This window comes from Streptomyces sp. NBC_01283 (assembly GCF_041435335.1).
GTDB lineage: Bacteria > Actinomycetota > Actinomycetes > Streptomycetales > Streptomycetaceae > Streptomyces.
This window is the reverse complement of sequence record NZ_CP108430.1, coordinates 9,353,767-9,373,614: the sequence shown is the minus strand read 5'-3', so window position 1 is coordinate 9,373,614 and position 19,848 is coordinate 9,353,767. Positions and strand designations below refer to the sequence as shown.

Below are 19,848 nucleotides of genomic sequence, written 5' to 3'. Positions count from 1 at the left end.
AGGACAGCCGCTTCGAACGCCTCGTCTCGACACTGGCTAGCCGCCGCCTTGAGCCATGACGAACTCGACGTGCAGATCAAGCAGTTGGGGTGCGAGGTGCTGCGGCAGGTGGTGCAGGACAGCAGCCGTGCCCCTGGCGGGAGACGGGGCATCGTCGCCTGCTGACCTGCGTGTTCGGTCCGGTGCGGGTGAGCCGGATCGGCCATCGCGGCGGGGTGTCACCAACGTGTCCCTGGCCGATGCCCAGCTGTCGCTGCCCGTCGGCCGGCACTCGCGCGGCCTGGCCCGCCTCGCGGCCTCGAAGCGGTCCGCAGCTCCTTCGACCAGGCCGCCGCCGCGGTCGAGCGACGCTACGGGAAGGTCCTGGCAGGCGCCGCCTCAAAGAACTAGTCCTCGCCTGCGCTGTCGACAACGCCGCCTACTGCACGGTGAAGATCCCCACTCCGTGCACTTGCGAGTTGCGGCTGATCATCCAGGTCGACGGCAAGGGCGTGGTGATGCGCCCCGAAGCCCTGCGCGCGGACGCCCGAAAGCGGGGCAGAAGTGGTCGACCTGATCCAGAACGAAGCCGCCCGCCGCTTCCGCCCGCACCTCCTGCTCCACCCGGTCGGCAGCCGCGAGGCCGGGACCTGGGCAGCCACCAACGCCTCTGCCCAGGTTCCGACCGTCACTTCAAAGAATCTGCACCCATCCTCGCCGGCCACAGGCCCCACGCCGGTTCCGGTGCGGTGTCTACCCCGCCAGGATCTCTTCGGCCGCGCTGTCGAGCGTGACGAGCACCCACTCCTCGAGATCGATCCCCGCGTGCGATGCGGCGCTGTGCCACCGCCGCATATGGCCGATCGGAACGGCGAGCCGCTCGGTCGGTTTGGTGTCCTGGTCCTCGCCGGCGATCTCGTTCTCCTGCGCAAGACGCACGGCCTTGCGCAATTGCTTGGTGCTCCAGTCGCCCGCCTCGCTCTGGTCGAGCCAGTGATCCTGTTCCGCCAGCGACAGTGAGGCCACCTCGGCATGGTGCTGAAAGCTGAGTGCGGCCCGTCGCCGGTCTATGGCGAAACGACGGGATACCCAGGCGTAGTTACGAAGCGTCTGATAGCGGAGACCGACAGTGCGAATTCCTCGCTCGTAACGATCGCTGTAGTGGTCCTTCCCGTATATGAGCCAGTCCCCGAGCCACCAGGAAGAGGAATTTATGATTCCCGAAAGCCTTCTTCCGGTGTTCTCCCAGTTCTCGAAGGTCAGTCCGGCAGGGATCTGAAGGCCGACATTCGTCGTCAGTACCTGGCTGCGATGCGGACTGTCGATGGGCCCCCGCTGCCCGACGACCGTCTCGGCATCGCTCTGGCGACGTAACGTGGTTCTGGTATCGGATCGCGAAATAGACATTCCATTCCCCCTACCGAACGTTCTGCGTGCGAGTCAGGTGAATCCCGTGCCGCGCTGAAACATGCGACTCAAACGTGTTCCAGCCTGGCGCGACGCCTTTAGACGATGGACAAGTAGAGCCCAATGGGTTGTGTCCGGGCAAGGGCTTGCCTGACATCGTCAGGTGAGACGCCCGGGCATGATCGGTCGGCCCGGGCGGAAACAACACGAGCCCCTCCTGCATGACCTGTATCTTGCCCTGCCCTGGCCCCCGCGCGAAGCGCCGTAGGCCGCGCCGTTCCTCACCCACGGCCGGGGCGTGGACGCGCTGACCGCCCCCGCACGTGCTCGGCTTGCTTCGAACGGGTCCCTGGATCGGATGAGTTGATCGGTGTGGAGGCATGAAGGAAGGGCCTCTGATAACTCGCGGATGTCGAGTCCAGCGAGAACCAAGGGGCCTGTTGTCGAATCGACGCGGTGCGCTGCCTCGTCGACAACGGCCGAGTCAGGATGAAGGTCAACGGCCGCAAGCGGCACTTGCTGACCGACACTCTCGGAGCCCGGCGCCAGTCTCTTGTCCGGATGCGCGGGCAATGTGAACCGGCGCGGCTTCTCCTCGATCGGCCGGCCCCGTCCCTGCAACTCCGCCAGCGGTGACGTTGCGTGGACGTTCTTGCGGCTACGTCATGGTGAGGCGGGCTGGCAGCCAAGGATGCGCCGCCCATCGCAGCCGGGCTCGGCCGGAGTTCGGGAGAACACCACCGTGGGGGTACTGCGCCAGATCGGGGCGAATTACAGATCGTGCGGGCCATCGGACATGGACTCGGCGTTCGGCCAGAAGCCGGCCGTCATCTCCCAGGCGGACGTCCGTACAGGAGGGTGTCGGCGCGCTCCATCAGGCCGAACAGCAGGCGGACAGCTCCGGCCCCATGGCTGGCCACTCGAACTCGCCGTTGGCGCCTTCCACGTCGCCGTCCAGCGAAGTGTGGACGAAGTGGATGATCTTGCTCATAGCGCGACCCTCGCCGTGATCTGCATCACTTACGCGCTCGGAGAGTGAGCGATGCCTGCCCTCGGATGCCGCGGCCGAGGGGGAAGCCTCCAACCCTGCCGCAGGGCAACAGAGCGTGACTCTGCAACTGGCCGTACGTGGGAACTTCAGCCAGCCGCTGTCAATCGGGATTCCCGATCGGCAACGTGAAGCCTTTGCAGCCGCATCTCGGGGGCTCCCTGGGGCTGTCCAGTCGACAGGACAGCGCCTCATGCCGATTGAGGCTGACGATCACATGCGGCACATCAGTGATCCGCTCCGGGCTGACCCTGCTGGAGACCGAGCGGCCATCGCGGCCCGGGGCGTGGCGTGGGCATCGGAACGACCACGAGTCCACGTGATCACGGAGTTCTCTACGCCCGGTGATCACGAAGGGCCGCCTTGCCCGCGCTGCCATCTCCCCTGCTCTGGGCGCAGTTCGTGGCACTTCCGCCCGCTCGGGAGGAGTTCGCTGCGGGCCACCCGAGTTGGCTGTCACCGCCGTCGTGTCCCCGACGTGGATGGCGCATCACGAAGGCCCCCTGTGGCGGCCACAGTTGCGGCTGCCCTCCGGTGGACTGCGGGAGGCAGGGCATGAAACGCTCGGTGGCCATTGATACCCGCGGCGTCCCGCTCGGCCTGGTCGTGGCGAGAGCCACCCGCCACGACTCGCCCCTGCTCGGACCGGCTCTCCAAGCGGCCACGGACCGGTCGGGCCCCTGCCGGACGACGTGAACGTCGACCTCGAACGGGGCCGGGCAGCACCACGTCCCGCGCTCCGCTCCGGGAGTTGGGCTTCACCGGCAAGATCGCCCGCAAGGGCGTGCCCGCCCCGATCCAGGTCGGCAAGCGGTGGGTCGTGGAACGAACGCATTCGTGGATGGACAGCTACGGCAAACTACGACGCTGCACCGAGAAGAACAGCACCGTCGTCGAGTTCTGCCTCCTCCTGGCCGCAGCACTCGTCACTCTCCGCATACTGATCCGCCACGCCAGCATTCACTACCGCTGAGATCGGCGTCCCACCACACGCCGCCCCAAGTGATCCATTTGCCGGTCGGTCTAAGCTGCTTCGCGAGCAAGTACCAGCACCACGAAAGCCCCGACGAGCCTCGCGAGCGCCCTCTGCGAGTGCCGGGTGCTGAACGTGTCGCCGTCCGCAGGCTGCTGGACGATCAGCTCATTCCCATGATCGACGCGCTGGATCCGGCCCCGTGGCGCCGGAAGACCAAGAACGACTCGATCGCGTGACGTTGAGATCTGCGCAATGGCCCCGAATCCATCGGCCGAAGAAGGAGCATGGAGTGACGAACACGCGCAGCCGAGGCGCCGCCGCCCGCGGCGGTTGGATACGCCAGTACCACCCCCCGAGGGGCGATGCCCCCACCCTCGTCTGCTTCCCGCACGCCGGGGGTTCCGCATCGGCCTACTTCGCCCTGTCGGCTGCCCTTTCCGAGGGAGCCGAGGTGCTGATCGTGCAGTACCCCGGAAGGCAGGACCGCCTGGACGAGCCCGCGCTGACGGATCTGGGGGAGTTGGCGGACGGAGCCGTCGCGGCTCTGGAGCCCTGGACGGGCCGCCCGTTGACGTTGTTCGGGCACAGCATGGGGTCCGTCGTGGCCTACGAGGTCGCACAACGACTGGAGCGGGGACCGGGCCCCGGTCCGGCCGGGATCATCGTCTCGGGCAACATGGCACCGTCGGTCGAGCGGGACCAAGGCGTCCACCGGTTGGACGACGAGGAACTCATGGCATGGATGTCGGACCTCGCCGGTACGCCGCCGGCCGTGCTGGCGGACAAGGAGCTCCTGGCCACCATCGTCCCCGCCCTGCGTGGCGACTTCACGGCGCTGGAGACGTATCGCCACCCGGAGGGCAGCTCGGTCCGGTGCCCCATCAGCGGCTACGTGGGGGACCACGATCCGCATGTGCCGCACGACGGCTTCCTCCGCTGGGCCGAGCACACGACGGCGGAATTCACCGTCCAGGTCTTCGACGGCGGCCACTTCTACATCGAGGACCAGGTGCAGGACGTGGCCCGGAGCATTCTGCGGGACGTGTCCGCCTTCGTCTCGCGGCGCCCGGCGCGAGACCTGCTCGCCTGAGAGGGCGCGGCATGGCCCGATTTCGCCTTCGTCGCCACCAGGCAAGCGATCTGACGCACCGTCAGTCCACCGGCACTCCATATCCGCGGCACCGCCACACCCGCCCGCCACCCCGGAGGTGTCCGATTACCAGCTGACGGCACCGCCACCTGCAGCCCCCTCCGGCATGTACGCCCGGCCGCCGCCGGATGCCCGGAGAGATTCGGCCAATCAAGATATATCTCAATGGTTGACACGCGTTATATCGCGTGCCACAGTCCGAGGACAGGGTTCGGCCGCAGGTACCTGTCCAGCCTGTGTCGCCGAGTGCCCACACACGTCCCCAACCCTTTGACCACAGGAGTGCTCTATGCCAGAGGCCATCCATGCTGAGGGCCTGGTGAAACACTTCGGCGACGTACGGGCGGTGGACGGTGTCGACCTGGACGTCGCCAAAGGAACCGTGCTCGGCCTGCTCGGCCCCAACGGCGCCGGCAAAAGCACCATCGTACGGATAGTGACCACCCTGCTCATGCCTGACGCCGGGCATGCGACCGTACTCGGAGCGGACGTCGTCAAGGACCCGGACACGGTGCGCCGTTCGCTCGGCATGGCGGGGCAATTCGCCGCGGTCGACGAGTTCCTCACGGGGCGGGAGAATCTGCAACTCATCGGCCGCCTCTATCAGTTGAGGAAACGCGACGCGGCAGCCCGCGCCGATGAGCTGTTGACGCTGTTCGACCTCACCGACGCCGCCGACCGAACTGCCAAGACCTACTCCGGCGGCATGCGGCGCCGTCTCGACCTCGCGGCGGCCATGCTCATGAAGCCGGCGGTGATGGTCCTCGACGAGCCGACTTCGGGCCTGGACCCCACCAGTCGGCGGGTGCTGTGGGACGTCATCCGCGCGATGGTCGCCGAAGGCACCACGCTCCTGCTGACCACGCAGTACCTGGAAGAGGCCGACCAACTCGCCGATTCGATCTGCGTCATCGACCACGGCCGGGTGCTCGCCCACGGCACGAGTGACGAACTCAAGGCACGCGTCGGGAACGAGCGGGTCGAGATGATCCTTCCCGAGGGCGAGGACCTCACCGGCGCCGGTCTGGTGATGGCCTCGGAGGGGCGGGGCGAGGTATCCGTCGAGGAGCACACCCGCAAACTGATCGTGCCGGTTTCGGACGGTTCCCGCTCGCTCGGCGGCATCATTCGCCGACTGGACGAGCTGGGCATTCCCTTTGATGACATCGCCCTGCGCCGTCCGACCCTGGACGACGTATTCCTCTCCCTTACCGGTCGCGCTGCCGAGACCGTTAAGGACAGTGAGGACCTTCGAGTGAAGGAGACCGCCAAGTGACCGCCCTGGCACCGCCACCCGCCGTCCGGCCGCCCACCGGGGGCGCCGTCGGCCAGTCCGTGCGCGACTCGTTCATCATCGCCAAGAGCGGGCTGATCAGGGTCAAGCGCGCTCCGGGCATGATCTTGTTCATGCTGATCCAGCCGACCATCTTCATCGTGATGTTCACCTATGTGTTCGCGGGCTCGGTGAACATCGGCGGCACCACCGACCGCGCGGCATTCCGCGAGTTCAACGTGGTCGGCATCATGGCCCAGACCGTCATCTTCTCGGTCATCGCGACCGCCGCGGGCATCGCCGATGACATGCGCAAGGGACTTGTCGACCGGTTCCGTTCGCTGCCGATGGCACGCGGCGCGGTGCTCACCGGCCGCACTCTGTCCGACTCTGTGACGATCGCTCTCGTCCTGGTGGTGCTGGGCGGCGTCGGAGCGGGAGTCGGCTGGCGCTTCCATGAGGGAATTCCCAAGATGCTGGCCGGCTTTGCGCTGCTGTTCCTGCTGGGATACGCCTTCACCTGGGTCGGCGCATTGACCGGACTGGCTTCACGCTCCCCCGAGGCGGCGTCGTCGGCTCCCATGCTGTGGATCTTCCCGGTGTCGTTCATCTCCAACGCCTTCGTAGACCCCACTCGCATGTCAACCCCCCTGCGGGTCATGGCCGAATGGAACCCGTTCAGTGCGACCGTGCAGGCTGCCCGCACGCTGTTCGGCAATCCGGGTACCGGAGCGAGGGACGCATGGCCGATGCAGCACCCGATTGAGGCGTCGCTGATCTACTCGGTCATCATCATCGTCGTCTTTCGTACCTTGGCCGTGCGCAAGTACCGGCGCACCGCCACATCCTGACGGGGCGGTGCCCCGGACGCGGGTGCCGGCAAGATCAAAGCAAGGGGCGGGTCGGCAGACCCGCCCCTTGGGCCGCGTCGTTCACTCGTCTCCGGCCGGCCCCTGGGTGCAGTACGGCAGATAGGCGTCCAGGAGGTCATCCAGGTAGCTCGCCGCGCTCCGCAGCCCAGGGCGGAAGTCCGGAACGTAGGACTGGAGCCGGCGGATCGAAACGCGGGTGACTGCCGCGTCGCCAGGAATGTACGTCCGAACCGCGCTCGTGCCCAGCCGCATCTCGATGCCGTCCAGGATCGCCTCGACGTGCTGCGGCGCCCCGGATGCCACGTTGAGGACCTCGTCCCGCACACCTTGGCCGAGCAGTCGCCCGATGGCATCGACGAGGTCGTTCACGTCCAGCAGGTCCCGGTGGACGCCCTGCTGCACCCGCACGGCACCGGCCCGTACCTGCCGCGTCAGTCCGGGCAGCAGCTGGTGAGGTCGTTGGTGTCGGCCCACCGTGTGGCTCAGCCGCAGGATCAGGTAAGGGACTCCCGAGCCGCGGATCGTCGACTCGAGCGCCAACTTGCTTCTGCCGTAGGCCGATGGCGGAGCCACCAGGTGGTCTCCTTCGGAGCACGGGGCACCGGTGGACCCGTACACCGCGAATGAGGCCGAGGAGAAGAACAGCACCGTCCTGTGCCGGTCCCTGCACTCGCGCAGGACCTCACGCACCAGCTCGGCTTCCCGGCCGAACTCCGCGGGTGCGACGCCCGAATGACTGGAGACGCCGGCTGCGATCGCGGTGACCCCGGGAAACCGATCCCTGAAGGCTTCCGAGAGATGCCGGGCGAGAAAGCCGTGGCCGATGATCTGCACGTTGCTCCAACTCTGCGGCTCGGGAACCCAGGAAGCAGATCAGTCAGCGCAGACGCGCATGCCGGACCGTCAGTTTCCGCATGCCGACGGTCCCGTGGATCCGGATCCGCGGCCCATCGGAACCGGAGGACCTTCCGGGCTTGTAGGACAGGCCCTTCAACCCGGTCTCCATGTCCTTGAGGTCGACGATCGCGTCGCGCGGCACAATGATCCGGACGCGTCCCACGCCGACCAGGACCTCGAGGTCGACGACCGGATGCTCGATGATCGCCCGGGACAGGTCCAGGTAGACCGTCGCAAGTGCCGATGCGACCGTGAGGTCCGCGGGCACCCGCCACCGGCCGCGCCGGAGGATCAGCCCGCTCACCGTGGTGATCGTGGACCGGTCGTCCGGGTTCTGTGCCGGGAGCCCAGCCACAGCCACATCGATCTGGCCCCGCGTCCTGGCGCTCAGCACCTGTTCGAGGCACTGGTCCAACTGCTGGTGCGTGAGCTGTCCTTTTGCGTACGCGTCCTTCAGCAGCTGTGCGGCCCGGTCCCGGTCATCGTCGCCAATGAGCGTATTCGGGTCCTTCGAGTGGGAAGCCATGTCCTCAACTCTCATGTCATGTCAGTGGATCACCCGCATCTTGCCGAACGGCAGGTGCTCACTGCGGGGGAATGCCCTGGGCCGTCTCGGGCCCGGCGGGCACAATCGGGCGGATCAGGACCCGTCCCCCGTGCCCCTCCTGCGCAACCGCGGCGAGCGGACCTTGGGAGCATTGTCGACGATGCGCGCCAGCGCCGCGACGTCGGGGGCCCCGTACACCTCGTTGATGAGCACTCTGACCCCCAGTTTCCTGCCGATCCGGCCGGTGAGGCCAGAGGCCAGCAGTGAGTCGCCGCCCAGATCGAAGAAGTTGTCGCCGACACCTACCTGGTCGATGTGCAGGACATCCGCCATCAAGACACACAGCTCCTGCTCCGCCCGGCTACGCGGCGGCGTGAAGTCCCTGCGCGGGCGCCCGGGTTCGGGCAGCGCGTCCTGGTCCAGCTTGCCGTTCTGATTGAGCGGCAGTGCCTCGAGCAGGGTGTAGGCGGACGGCAGCATGTACGTCGGCAGAACCTCCTGCAGACTGTTCCGCACGTCGTCGAGCAGGTCGGCCCGGCCGGACCACCGCCGCTGGGCCGGCGCCACCGGGGCCCTGGGACCCGGGTCCGCGCTGCGGCCGTCGTCGCGCCGGGCGTAGACGTTGCAGAGGACCGTGTTGTGCAGCAGGCTGCTGTCCTGTTCGCACACGACCTCGAAGCCGTGGTCCTTCAGGAGCGTCTCGACCTCTGCCAACCTGCCGTCGACGTCGTGGAGTTCGATGGCGAACTGCCGGATCCTCGGCCAGTGCTCCGGGCGGATGCCCTTGAGGACCTCGTGCTCGGCGCCCTCCACGTCGATCTTCATCAGGTCGATCCGGTCGATGGCTTCCTGCTCGATGATCTCCGAGAAGGTGCGCACACGGCAGGTGAACGTCCGGCTCTCCAGGCGGGACTCGACGACCTCGTCAATCAGGTCCTTTGCAGCGGCGCCGGGCCGCGCGCCGTCGGCCGGCTTCGCCTTGTTGCGCAGGAAGGCGCGCACCAGGTCGCGCGCCTCGGGCGCGGTCGCGGCGCGGGTGGAGTTGACGGTGTTGTGCGGATAGAAGGTGAAGGTCTCCTCCTGTGCCTGCGCCCCCAGACCGCAGTCGAACAGCTTGGCGTTGAGGCCGTGGAGCTCGACGTTGCGGCGCAGCGAATCGTGCAGCGGTGGGAGCGGTTCGAAGGCGTAGAGACGGCCGTCCGGGTTGCGGTTCGACGCGAACAGGGTGAACAGGCCGATGTTGGCGCCCACATCGACGATCGTGTCGCCGTTGTCGATGGTGATGCCGCCGCGCAGGTACTCCTCGCGCGTGAATATCTCCTCGTAGACGAAGTCCGTCTCGCTCTTGTTGTGGTGGAACACCGTCATGCCGTTGGGCAGTTCGCGGACCGGCGGGTGGGTGTCGCCCTCGGCGCGTTCCAGGCGGAGCAGTTCGCGCACCGCCGGTGCGCGGTCCGCCGCGGGGACGACGTAGGCCACCACGCGCTTGTCCCCGTCGCCGTGGTCGCGCACCACGACCCGCGCGTCCTGGACCGCCGGGTGTTCGGTGAGCCGGGCCTCGATCTCCCCGAGCTCGATGCGGAACCCGCGGACCTTCACCTGGTCGTCGTTGCGTCCCAGGTATTCGAGGGTTTTGTCGGGCAGCCACCGGACCAGGTCCCCGGACCGGTACATCCGTGCGCCCGGCTTCCCGGCGAACGGGTCCGCGAGGAAGCGCTGGGCGGACAGTGCCGGCCGGTTCAGGTAGCCGCGCGCCACGCCCGCGCCGCCGACGTACAGCTCGCCGACGACGCCGACCGGTGTGGGCCGCAGGTACCGGTCGAGTACATAGGTGTGCAGGTCCGGCAGGCGCCGGCCGACCGGGCTGACGACCCGATCCGCGTCAGCCCCGGTCAGGAGGTGGTGGGTGGTGTGCACTGTGGTCTCGGTGATGCCGTACATGTTCACCAGCCGGGTGTCCCGGTTGGCCTCGCGCCGCATCCATGGTGTGAGCAGCGCCGGGTTCAGTGCCTCGCCGCCGAACACCACCACCCGCAGGGCATGTTCCGCGCCGTCCTCGCCCTGGGCCGCGATCAGCTGGTGGAAGGCCGTCGGTGTCTGGTTCAGCACCGTCACCCGCGAGGTGCACAGCAGCCGGTACAGGTCCTTCGGGTTGCGGGCGACCTCCCGTGGCACCACGACCAGGGTGCCGCCGTGCAGCAGCGCACCCCACATCTCCCACACCGAGAAGTCGAAGGCGAACGAGTGGAGCAGCGCCCACACGTCCTGCTCGTCGAAACCGAAGTGCTCCCGTGTGGTGGTGAACAGCCGTACCACGTTGCGGTGTTCGACCTTGACGCCCTTCGGGGTGCCCGTCGAACCCGACGTGTAGATGACGTAGGCCGCATGGGCGGGCCGGACACCGGTGTCCGGCAGGTCCTCGGCCGAGAGCCCGCTCCACCGGTCGGTGTCCGCGCGCACGTCGACGACCGGGATCGGCGGGACGCCGGGGGCCTGGTCCGGGTCCGAGGGGGCGTCGGTCAGCAGCAGACGCGGCGCGCTGTCGCGCAGCACCAGGGCCGTCCGGTCGGCAGGGGAAGCAGGGTCGATCGGCACATACGCGCCACCGGCCTTGAGCACGGCGAGCACGGCGACAACCAGATGCTCGGTCCGGTCCAGGCGCAGCGCGACCAGAACCTCCGGCCCGACACCCAGGCCCCGCAGATGGCGGGCCAGGCGGTTGGCGCGTGCGTTCAGGTTCCGGTACGAGAGGCTGCGGCCCTCGGCGGTGACCGCGACCGCGTCCGGGGTCGCGGCTGCCACTTCCTCGAACCATTCGTGGACGCACCGGCCCGGCGCTTGTGCGGCCGGCGCCTCGCTCCGCTCCGCCAGGACCTGGCGGCGTACCTCGTCGCCCAGGACAGGCAGTTCGAGAGCGGGGTGCTGGGCGGCCCGGTCGCCGTGGAGGGCGTCGGCGAGTCGCGCCAGCGCCGTCTCGAGGTAGTCGATGACGGACTGCGGGTCGTAGGGCAGGCCGGCCCGCCCCTGGACGGTGAAGCGTCCGTGGCGGCCGCTGATCGCCACCTCCACGGGCTCAGCGCGCCCGTCGTCCGCGGCACTCCCGTTCGCGTGCGGGCCCCGGAAGTCGAGGATCATGTCGAACCGCCGAGGGTGGGCGCGGTGGCCGAAGCCGGGCAGTTCCCGGTCCATGCGATGCACCAGGTCCCGCACGCTCATCCCGGTCAACTCGACTTGAACCGGCCGGGTCTCGCCGGCCGCGGTGCTGCGGAAGCACACGTCCGCGCGCCCGCTGAACATCGACACCGCCAGGGCCCAGCCCGCGTGGAAGAGCGCCGCCGGGTCGGTCCCGAGTTTCTTCGCGCAGCTGCGGACCCGTTCGCCGAGGAGGGGGTCGAGCACCCGGCTCCGAACGGAGAGCCCGGCATCCCCGTCGGCCTTCAGTTCTCCTGCGGGCTCCTCGACGACCAGGTCGCCCAGCAGCGCCCGTACGTCTGCGGCGAGCCGTTCGAGAACCCGCCCGTACAGTGCGGCGACCCGCTGCGCGTATTCCTGGTCGAGCAGTTGCCGCTGGTACTGCATGGTCAGCCGCAGCCGGTCGCCGTCGGGATGAGCGAACACGGTCATGGGGAAGTGGCTGAGGGAGTGCAGGCCGATGCCGGTGACGGCGAAGCCCGCCGCCTCGGCCGCCTCGGCCGCGGCCTCCCTGTCCAGGGGAAAGGACTCGAAGCCGATGACGGTGTCGAACAGCGTCGGCAGCCCGGCGGCGCTCTGGATCTCGCCGAGTCCGCAGGGAGGGCGGCCCAGCAGGGTTCCCTGCCGTTGCTGCAGCTGCTCCAGCAGCTGTGCGGCGGTCTCCTGCGGGTCGCAGCGCACCCGTACCGGCACGGTGTTGATGAAGGTTCCCACCATGCGGTCCGCGTCGGGCAGCTCGGCGGGCCGTCCGGCCACCGCGGCGCCGAACACCACGTCCTGGCGGTTGGTCAGATGGCTGAGGACGACGGCCCAGGCCCCCTGCACCAGGGTGTTGAGGGTGACCCCGATGTCGGCGGCCCGGTCCGGCAGTGCCAGGGCCGCGGCGGCCGGCAGGGGGACGTCGACGCGGTCGGTGCCGCCCGCCGAACCGGCGGGGGCGGTGCCGGCGGTGAGCAGCGACGGCTCCGTCAGGCCTGCCAGCTCCTGCGCCCAGGCGCGGGCCGCCGCCTGTGTGTCCTGCCGGTCCAGCCAGGCAAGGTAGTCGCGGTAGCTGGGGGCCGGTGGCAGCGCGGCGGCTCCCTGATCGGCGTAGAGCCGCATCAGGTCCTGGGCCAGCAGGGGCAGGCACCAGCCGTCGAGGGTGGCATGGTGGGCCGACAGGATCAGCACATGACGGTCCTCGGCCAGCGTCAGCAGCGACATGCGCAGCACCGGTGGCACCGCGAGGTCGAAGTGGACCGTCAGGTCACTCGACAGGAACTGCCGGTAGGCGCTGTCGCGCATGGCTTCGCCAAGGCTGCTCAGGTCGAGGTACTGCCAGGGCAACTCGACGCCGTCCACGACGAACTGGACGAGGGTGCCGTCGGGTCCCGGCGCGTAGCCGGCCCGCAGGCCGGGGTGCCGGTCGACCAGGGCCTGTGCGGCAGCGCGCAGGTGCGCGGGGTCGACCGGCCCGGACAGGCGCAAGGTGTACTGGACCTGGTAGGTGTCGACCTCGGCGGATGTCTCGTGCTCCATCAGCGAGTGCACCAGCAGCCCCTGCGGAAGCGGTGCGAGAGGCCAGACATCGGACAGGCCCGGATAGTGCTGCTGCCAGTCGTCGAGTTCCTGCTGGGTGACACCGGGCAGGAGCACGTCCGACGGTGTCAGGCCGCCCGCGCCGGTCCGGACGGCATGCCGGGAGATCGCGTCGAGCGCCAGGCCCCACAGATCCGCCAGCTCCTGCACCTCGGCGGCGGTGAGGACGGCCCCGGAGCCGGTGAACACGGCTTCGAGGCACGGGCCTTCGCCGGTGTCGACCAGGGCGGTCCGGACGGCGAGGTCGACATCCGCGCCGGCGTCCGGTGCTGCGGGCACGGTCCAGCCCTCGGCCGGAGTGAATCCCGCACCAGGCAGGTCCGTGGCGGGGGCCGGGAACCGGCCCAGGTGGGCGAAGGAGATCCGGCCGCTTGCCGAGCGCTCCAGGACGGCAGCAGTCCTGGGGTTGAGGTGGCGCAGGAGGCGGTAGCCGATCCCCTGGTCGGGCAGGGCGCGCAGCTGCTCCTTCACCGCCTTGACAGCGGTGCCGGCGGCGGATCCGCCCGCGAACGCCTCTTCCAGGTCGACTCCGGTCACATCCAGGCGTACCGGGGTGCTGCCGGTCAACCGGCCGACGGTCCGGGACAGTTCGACGCCGGCCACCTCGGCCGCCGCCCGGCCGTACTCGTCCAGGCGGATCAGCACGGACGACGCGTCGGCCCCGGATGCCGCTCGCCGATTCGCCAGGGCCAGCGCGAGCGCCGTGAGCAGAGCGTCCTCGACCCCGCAGCGGAAGGCGGCCGGGAGAGCGGCCAGGAGGGTGTCGGTGACGGAGGCCGGGAGCAGGATCCGGGCGCCGACCGGTGCGGGGTCCGCGCCGTCGGCCGGGTTCCGGCGGCGCGCACCGACAGCCGGGTCGGGCCCGTCGACGCCGGCGAGCCAGGCGTCCAGCTCGGCCACGCGCGCGGGCCGGTGCGCCTCCTCGGTCAGGGCGCGGGCGACGGACTGCAGCGGTGCGGTGACCGGGGGCAGTTCGACGTCCAGGCCGGTCCGGAGCTGTTCCCCGGCCGTGCGGAGGTCGGCGAGGAGGATGCGCCAGGAGTGGGCGTCCACCAGGAGATGGTGCAGGACCATCAGCAGCCGCCCCGCCCCGCGGCTGCCCGCGTCGAACCAGGTGAACTGCGCCACCGGGCCGGCCGCCGGGTCCAACCGGGCGGCGGCAGCCTCGAGTTCGGTGCGCAGCAGGCGGTTCCACTCCTCGGCCCGCTCGGTGCCCGCCGCGGCCTCCCAGGGGGCGTCGGCGGCGACCCGGTGGATCAGGGGGTCCGCGGTCACCGAGCCCGGCGGGGCCACGACGAGCCCGCCTCCGTCGGATTCCGTCACGCGGGCGCGGAGCATGTCGTGATGGTCGATCAGCGCGGCCAGGGTGGCGGCCAGGGTGGTCCGGTCCAGGCCTTGGGAAAGGTTCAGGAGTATCGCCTGGCAGTATCGCGCCGCGCCGGGCCCCAGCTCGTGCAGGAGGTGAGTCGCAGGGAGGTGCAGCAGCCGCCCCGCTCCCCCGTCGGCGAGTTCCGTGGCAGGGTCCGGTTCCGCCACGCCGATCGCGTCGGCGAGGGCGGCCACCGTGCGGGACTCGAAGATCTGCCGGAAGGAGACCTCCACTCCTCGTGCCCGTATCTGTGAAGCGACCCGCATGGCCTGGATGCTGTCTCCACCCAGCGACAGGAAGTCGTCGTCGATGCCGACCCGGGCGAGGCAGAGCACCTCGGCGAAGGCGTCGGCGAGTGCCTCCTCGACCGGGGAGCGGGGCGCACGGTAGTCAGCCCCGCGGGACTGCGGCCGAGGCAGCGCCGCCTTGTCCGCCTTGCCGTTCGGCGTCAGCGGCATCTCGTCGATGACCATGATCTTTCCGGGTACCATGCCCTCCGGCAGACGCCGGGCCAAGAACGCACGGAGCTCGGCCGCGCCGAGTCCCGGCCCCAGGGTGAGCTGCCCTGCCCCGCCCACGGGCTCGGCTCGCTGGGTCCCTGTATCGGACGCCGGCACCACGAAGCCGACCAGCTGTTTTCCGCCGGTGCCGGTGTCTTGGACCACGACGGCGGCCTGACGGACCCTCGGATGCGTCGCGAGAGCCGTCTCCACCTCGCCGAGTTCGATCCGCTGTCCCCGCAGCTTCACCTGGTCGTCGCTGCGGCCCAGATACTCCAACTGCCCGTCGGCGCCTATTCGGGCCACGTCGCCGGTGCGGTACATCCGTCCGCCCGCGGGGCCCAACGGATCGGCCAAAAACCGCGTCGCGGTCTGGGCCGGGCGCCCCAGATATCCGCGGGCCAGCCCCGGGCCCGCCAGGTACAGGTCGCCGGCCTGCCCCTCGGCGACTGGCGTGAGGTCCTCGCCGAGCAGATACGCACGGGCGTCCGTCATCGCGGTGCCGATCGGCACCGCACCGTCGCGGAGCGGTCCGCCGAACGTGGCCCACACGGTGGCCTCGGTCGGACCGTAGGCGTTGAACAGCCGTCGCGCGGCGCCCCATTCGGCCACGAGGGCGGGGGTGCTCGCCTCCCCTCCGACCACCATGACCCGCAGCTGGTCCAGGGATGCCGCGGTGCCTGCGGGCAGCGTGGCCAGTACGCTCGGCGGCAGCGTCGCGTGCGTCACCTCGCGCTCCGCCAGGAGCGCGGCCAGCTCCTCACCCACCAGTTGTTCCTGCGCCGGGAGGACGAGCAGGGCCCCCGTGGTCAAGGCCGTCACCAGGTCCCACACCGACATGTCGAAGCTGAGCGCCGCGTACTGCAGCACTCGGGCGCCCGCACAGTCACCGAGTTCACCTACCCGCATGGCCTCGGCCCGGAGTGCGGCGAGCCCGGAGTGCGTCACCGTCACCCCCTTGGGCCGGCCCGTGGAGCCCGAGGTGTAGATGACATACGCGGCGTTGGCCACGCTCAGCGGCCCGACCCGGCCCGAGTCGACCGGGTCCGACTCCGGCGCACCACGCCGAGCCGCCGCAGTGTCCGGTGCATCCACGACCAGCACGTCCGCCTCGAGCCCCGCGGGCAGCCGCACGGCGGCGGCTCGTGTGGTGAGCACGGCAGTCGGGGCGGCATCGGCTGCCATGTACGCGATGCGCTTCTCCGGATGGCCCAGGTCCCAGGGCAGATAGGCTGCGCCGGCCTTCATGATGCCGAGCAGCGCTGCGATCTGCTCGACCGAGCGCGGCATCGCCAGGGCCACGGTCTGCTCCGGGCCGATACCGCGGCCGATCAGCCAGTGCGCGAACCTGTTCGCCGACGCGTTCAGCTCCCGGTACGTCCAGACCGTGCCGGCACACTCGACGGCCGGATTCTGCGGCACCTCCCGTACCCGTGCCTCGAACAGCTCGGTGAAGGTGGCCGGAGGAACACCCGTCCCGGCGAACGGCACGTCAGCGGACGATCCTCGTGGGTCGCTCACGAATTCTCCAGAGTCTCGGGACGATAAAGGGGATCGAGGGCTACCTGGCTGAACTCAAAGAGACCGGCAGACTGCTGTATCCGTGCAGGAAGTTGGAGTGGATGGGCCTGGCCGGGCCGTTCGGCACGGCTTCTGCGACGTGAGTGCGCAGGGCGGAGAGCATGGCGGCGATCTCGGCCCGGCCCAGGTAGGCGCCGGGGCAGAAGTGCGGTCCGTAGCCGAACGCCACATGCTTGCCGGGAGTCCGGCCCAGGTCGAAGGAACCGGGGTCGGCGAAAAGGTCCTCGTCGTAGTTGGCTGAACTGTTCCAGAGCGTGACGACGTCGCCGGCGCGAAGGAGCCGGCCCCCGATCTCGACGTCCTCGCGGACCCGCCGGCCGAAGTGCATGGCGGGGCTGACCCAGCGCAGTACCTCTTCCACGGCGCTGTCCACGGTGACTTCCCCGGACTTGAGCCGCCGCCACTGCTCCGGGTGCTCCATCAGCGCGCGCACGCCACTGATCATCGAGAGCCTGCTGGTCTCGTCGCCGCCGATGATGATGCTGTAGCAGTTGAAAATGATCTCCTGCTCGGTGAGCGGCTCGCCGTTGATGGTGCTGGTCGTGAGGATGCTCAGCACATCGTCACGCGGGTCCTTGCGCCGCACCGCGGCCAACTCCGCGAAGTAGAAGAGCAGTTCGTTGCGCGCGACGATCGCCTCGTCCGCGGAGCTGCCCTCGTCCTCGGTGCTGAGCGCCTCCTTCGTCAGGACCAGCAGATCGTCGCGGTCACCGGCAGGAACCCCCAGCAGGTCGGCGATGGTGGCCATCGGTATGTGCTCCGCGACGTCCTTGGCGAAGTCGCAGTCCCCGGCCTCGACAGCGCTCCGCACCAACTGGTCCGTGCGCTCCCGCACTCCGGCGACGACCGGTTCGAGCACCCGGGGTGCGAACGCCTTCAGCATCAAGTTGCGCAGTTCACGGTGGCGTTGGCCGTCCGTGACGGCGAGCATCTTGCCCGCGGCCGAGTCCCCGCCCTCCAGCAGAGTCGCCAGCACATTGCCGTACTCGGAGGTGAAGCGCTTGTTGTCCCGGTAGACCTCCATCACATCGCGGTAGCGCGAGAGCACCCAGAAGCCGGGCACGGCACGGTCCTCCACCTCGTGCCAGTGGACCGGACTCGCCGACCGGAACCGGCGCCACATCTCCACGAGTTCGGCATCGGCCGCGAGGAAGGTTTGCGGGTCGGTAAGGTCGGCGCACTCAACAGTCAGGGTGGTCACGATTGTTCTCCCGCCTTTTCCTGGCACTGGGAACTCACAACGGATTCTGGGGTTCGCCAACGATGCGCGACATCTACGCGGACTGTAACGCAGTCGACCCCGAACTCAGCGGCCCGGATTCGCCCGAATCTCCCGATGTCCGGTCGCCAGGACAGCCCTGCGTTTCGGGTAATTCATCCGGGGCGTGCGCAAGGGGCGGCACCATCAGCCTTGTCCGACAAGACCCTGAGTGGGACCATTGCCGGGCGGTTCACCGCCCGATCAATAGGCTGGTTGATTTCTCCGAACCGCCCATTCCGAACTCCATGGAGTCTACGTGACCGAGAATCTTTCAACCCCTGCCGGGCAGGGCGATGAAAGCGCATCCGGAAATCTCGACGGCTATTACTGCGTCGCCGTGATACCCGAACCGGGCCTCACGGAGACGAGTGAAGAAGCGTTCGCCCGAGCCGAATCCCAGGGGCTCATGATTCCGCTCGCACAGGTGTACCAAGCGAAGTCCTGGGTTTCAACAGGCGCCAACACGCCGCTCATGCGGCAGGACGTGGTCAACGGCATAGGCCAGGACAACCTGGAAGCCCTCGCCGCGGCTTCGGGGATCTCGGTCGACGATGTCGTCGCCGAGGCGGTCGAGAAGCTGCCGGCACTTGTGGACGGAGCTTCTCCGCAAGGAACACTGATCGTCGACCCCGAGAACCCGCCGACGGTCGGTCTGGGAATCGCGAAGATCCTCCTCGCGAAGGTCTCCGAGTAGCGCCGGAGCGCCTGCCCGCTATGCCTCGAGCGTGTTCAGGCACACCAGCAGGGTACGGGCCTGTGCACTGACGTAGTGGCTGTACCGGGTGAACGCGGCGAGCTGATCGCGGGAGACCCAGCGGAACCCGGGCGGTTCCTGCAGGGGCGCCTCACTCTCGGTGGCCTCGACGACGAGGTACCGGCTCACCGCGTTGAGGAAGCGGCCTCCCTCCTCCGAGAGCAGCGCCGAGTAGCGGATCCGCGGCGGCGCGGCGGACCTCACCACGCCGAGGAAGGGCGGCTGCTCCCCTGCAGGCAGGTGCTCGTGATTGCGCGGCACGCACTGCACGGTGGGACCGAGCTCCAGGTCGGAGAATCCGGCCTCCGCACGAGCGCTGACCAGGACGTGCGGCACGCCGTTGAAGGTGCGGGTCAGGAACGCGACGATGCCCTGGCCGTTCGGTTCGAAGAGCGGCTGGGTCCACTCGCCCACCTCTCGGTTGCCTGCCCGCACCGACACGGCCATGACACGGAAGTACCGTTCGTCGTCATGGTGGATGGAGTACTCGTCGCGCGTCCAGCCCGGGATGTCGGCGAGCGAGACCGGCACCCCGGTGATCGGGGTCACCGACCGCCGCGCCGCGAGCCACGACAGCACTTCGGTGTCGGAGTGCAGGGCGAAGGAAGCACCGGCCCCGTACAGGCCGGCCAGAGCCGAGCGGGCGTCGAAGTTCATCGTGTTGTCGTGGCCCAGCAGTTCATGGATCTGCCCCAGGGTGAGCCAGCGGAAGTCCTCGTGGTCGGGGACCGGGTCCGTCACCTCCACGACCATGTTGCGGTTGCGCTTTCGGCGGAACCACGAGCCGTGCTCACTTTGCAGCACGTCCGACAGGATGCGGCCGCGGGACCTGTCGGTGAAGTACTCCAGGTAGCGGACGTCCGCACCCTTGTGGATCTTGGTGTAGTTGCTGTATGTGGCCTGCACGGTGGGCGAGATCTGCACCAGCCCGGGATTGCCCGGCTCCATCTTGGCCTGCATGAGGAAGTGCAGGACCCCGTCGAACTCCCGCGCAAGAACGCCCAGGATGCCGACCTCGAGCTGGGCGATGATGGGCTGGTGCCAGCTCACGCGGTCGGGGTGCTCACCCATGCTGGCGCGGAGCCCCTGAACGGTGAAGAACCGCCCGCTGCGGTGCACCAGGTTGCCGGTCTCCTGCGAGAAGGACCAGCCGTCGAGCTCCGCGAACGGGATGCGCTGCACCGTGGGGTCGACTTCCTTGCGGCGCCGTTGCACCCAGGCGGTGATGTCCTCCACGGACTCGCCCCGCCGTGCGGCTGCGGACCGTGTGATGCGCTCGGGCAGCACGGGGTCCTCGCGATCCGTGAGCTGCGGCCGATCCTGACTGTCCTTCGCACTCTGCAACGCCGGCTCCTCACCAGGTTGATGATGCCGTCGGCATCGGTCTGCCCTGCCGCGAGTGTGGGCACCAAGGCTTGGGCCGATCTATGCCCGCCCTTGCGGAGCCGAGGATCGGCAGACCCC

Annotated in this window: 10 protein-coding genes and 2 pseudogenes; 6 read left to right on the top strand and 6 right to left on the bottom strand. The window is 69.1% G+C overall.

Going from position 1 to position 19,848, the window contains the following annotated elements:
- Positions 1-5: 5 nt before the first annotated feature.
- A pseudogene (locus tag OG302_RS42350) lies at positions 6-668 on the top strand (ISKra4 family transposase); the annotation flags it as partial.
- Positions 669-732: 64 nt separating this feature from the next.
- Here OG302_RS42350 and OG302_RS42345 read toward each other — a convergent pair.
- The gene (locus OG302_RS42345; RefSeq protein WP_371524566.1) at positions 733-1,386 is read right to left on the bottom strand and encodes an LmbU family transcriptional regulator; all 654 of its coding nucleotides are present in this window, start codon (positions 1,384-1,386) and stop codon (positions 733-735) included.
- Positions 1,387-2,923: 1,537 nt separating this feature from the next.
- Here OG302_RS42345 and OG302_RS42340 point away from each other — a divergent pair.
- From OG302_RS42340 to OG302_RS42325, 4 genes and pseudogenes are all read left to right on the top strand, one after another.
- Positions 2,924-3,407, top strand: a pseudogene (locus OG302_RS42340) (IS5/IS1182 family transposase); the annotation flags it as partial.
- Positions 3,408-3,699: 292 nt separating this feature from the next.
- A complete protein-coding gene (locus OG302_RS42335; RefSeq protein WP_371524568.1) occupies positions 3,700-4,500 on the top strand; it encodes a thioesterase II family protein in 801 nt (266 codons plus the stop codon).
- A gap of 349 nt (positions 4,501-4,849) precedes the next feature.
- A complete protein-coding gene (locus OG302_RS42330; protein WP_371524570.1) occupies positions 4,850-5,836 on the top strand; it encodes an ATP-binding cassette domain-containing protein in 987 nt (328 codons plus the stop codon).
- Positions 5,833-6,684 carry an ABC transporter permease gene (locus OG302_RS42325; protein ID WP_371524572.1) on the top strand — a complete coding sequence of 284 codons (852 nt, stop codon included), beginning with the start codon at positions 5,833-5,835 and terminating at the stop codon, positions 6,682-6,684. The genes OG302_RS42330 and OG302_RS42325 overlap by 4 nt, the downstream gene beginning before the upstream one ends.
- 81 nt (positions 6,685-6,765) lie before the next feature.
- On the opposite strand, the gene OG302_RS42320 is transcribed toward OG302_RS42325, so the two are convergent.
- The 4 genes from OG302_RS42320 to OG302_RS42305 all read right to left on the bottom strand — a co-directional run bounded on the left by OG302_RS42320 (position 6,766) and on the right by OG302_RS42305 (position 17,570).
- Positions 6,766-7,539 carry an NAD-dependent epimerase/dehydratase family protein gene (locus OG302_RS42320; RefSeq protein WP_371524574.1) on the bottom strand — a complete coding sequence of 258 codons (774 nt, stop codon included), beginning with the start codon at positions 7,537-7,539 and terminating at the stop codon, positions 6,766-6,768.
- A gap of 43 nt (positions 7,540-7,582) precedes the next feature.
- A complete protein-coding gene (locus OG302_RS42315; RefSeq protein ID WP_371524576.1) occupies positions 7,583-8,128 on the bottom strand; it encodes a DUF1707 domain-containing protein in 546 nt (181 codons plus the stop codon).
- Between the two features lie 114 nt (positions 8,129-8,242).
- Positions 8,243-16,309: an amino acid adenylation domain-containing protein gene (locus OG302_RS42310; protein WP_371524578.1), complete on the bottom strand. Its 8,067-nt coding sequence runs from the start codon at positions 16,307-16,309 to the stop codon at positions 8,243-8,245.
- Between the two features lie 40 nt (positions 16,310-16,349).
- Positions 16,350-17,570: a cytochrome P450 gene (locus tag OG302_RS42305; protein WP_371524580.1), complete on the bottom strand. Its 1,221-nt coding sequence runs from the start codon at positions 17,568-17,570 to the stop codon at positions 16,350-16,352.
- A 316-nt stretch (positions 17,571-17,886) separates the two neighbouring features.
- Between OG302_RS42305 and OG302_RS42300 the strand changes: the two genes are divergently transcribed.
- Positions 17,887-18,324 carry a YidB family protein gene (locus tag OG302_RS42300; protein ID WP_371524581.1) on the top strand — a complete coding sequence of 146 codons (438 nt, stop codon included), beginning with the start codon at positions 17,887-17,889 and terminating at the stop codon, positions 18,322-18,324.
- 18 nt (positions 18,325-18,342) lie between these two features.
- On the opposite strand, the gene OG302_RS42295 is transcribed toward OG302_RS42300, so the two are convergent.
- Positions 18,343-19,728, bottom strand: a complete 1,386-nt coding sequence (locus OG302_RS42295) for an NDP-hexose 2,3-dehydratase family protein (protein WP_371524583.1) — start codon at positions 19,726-19,728, stop codon at positions 18,343-18,345.
- Positions 19,729-19,848 lie beyond the last annotated feature (120 nt).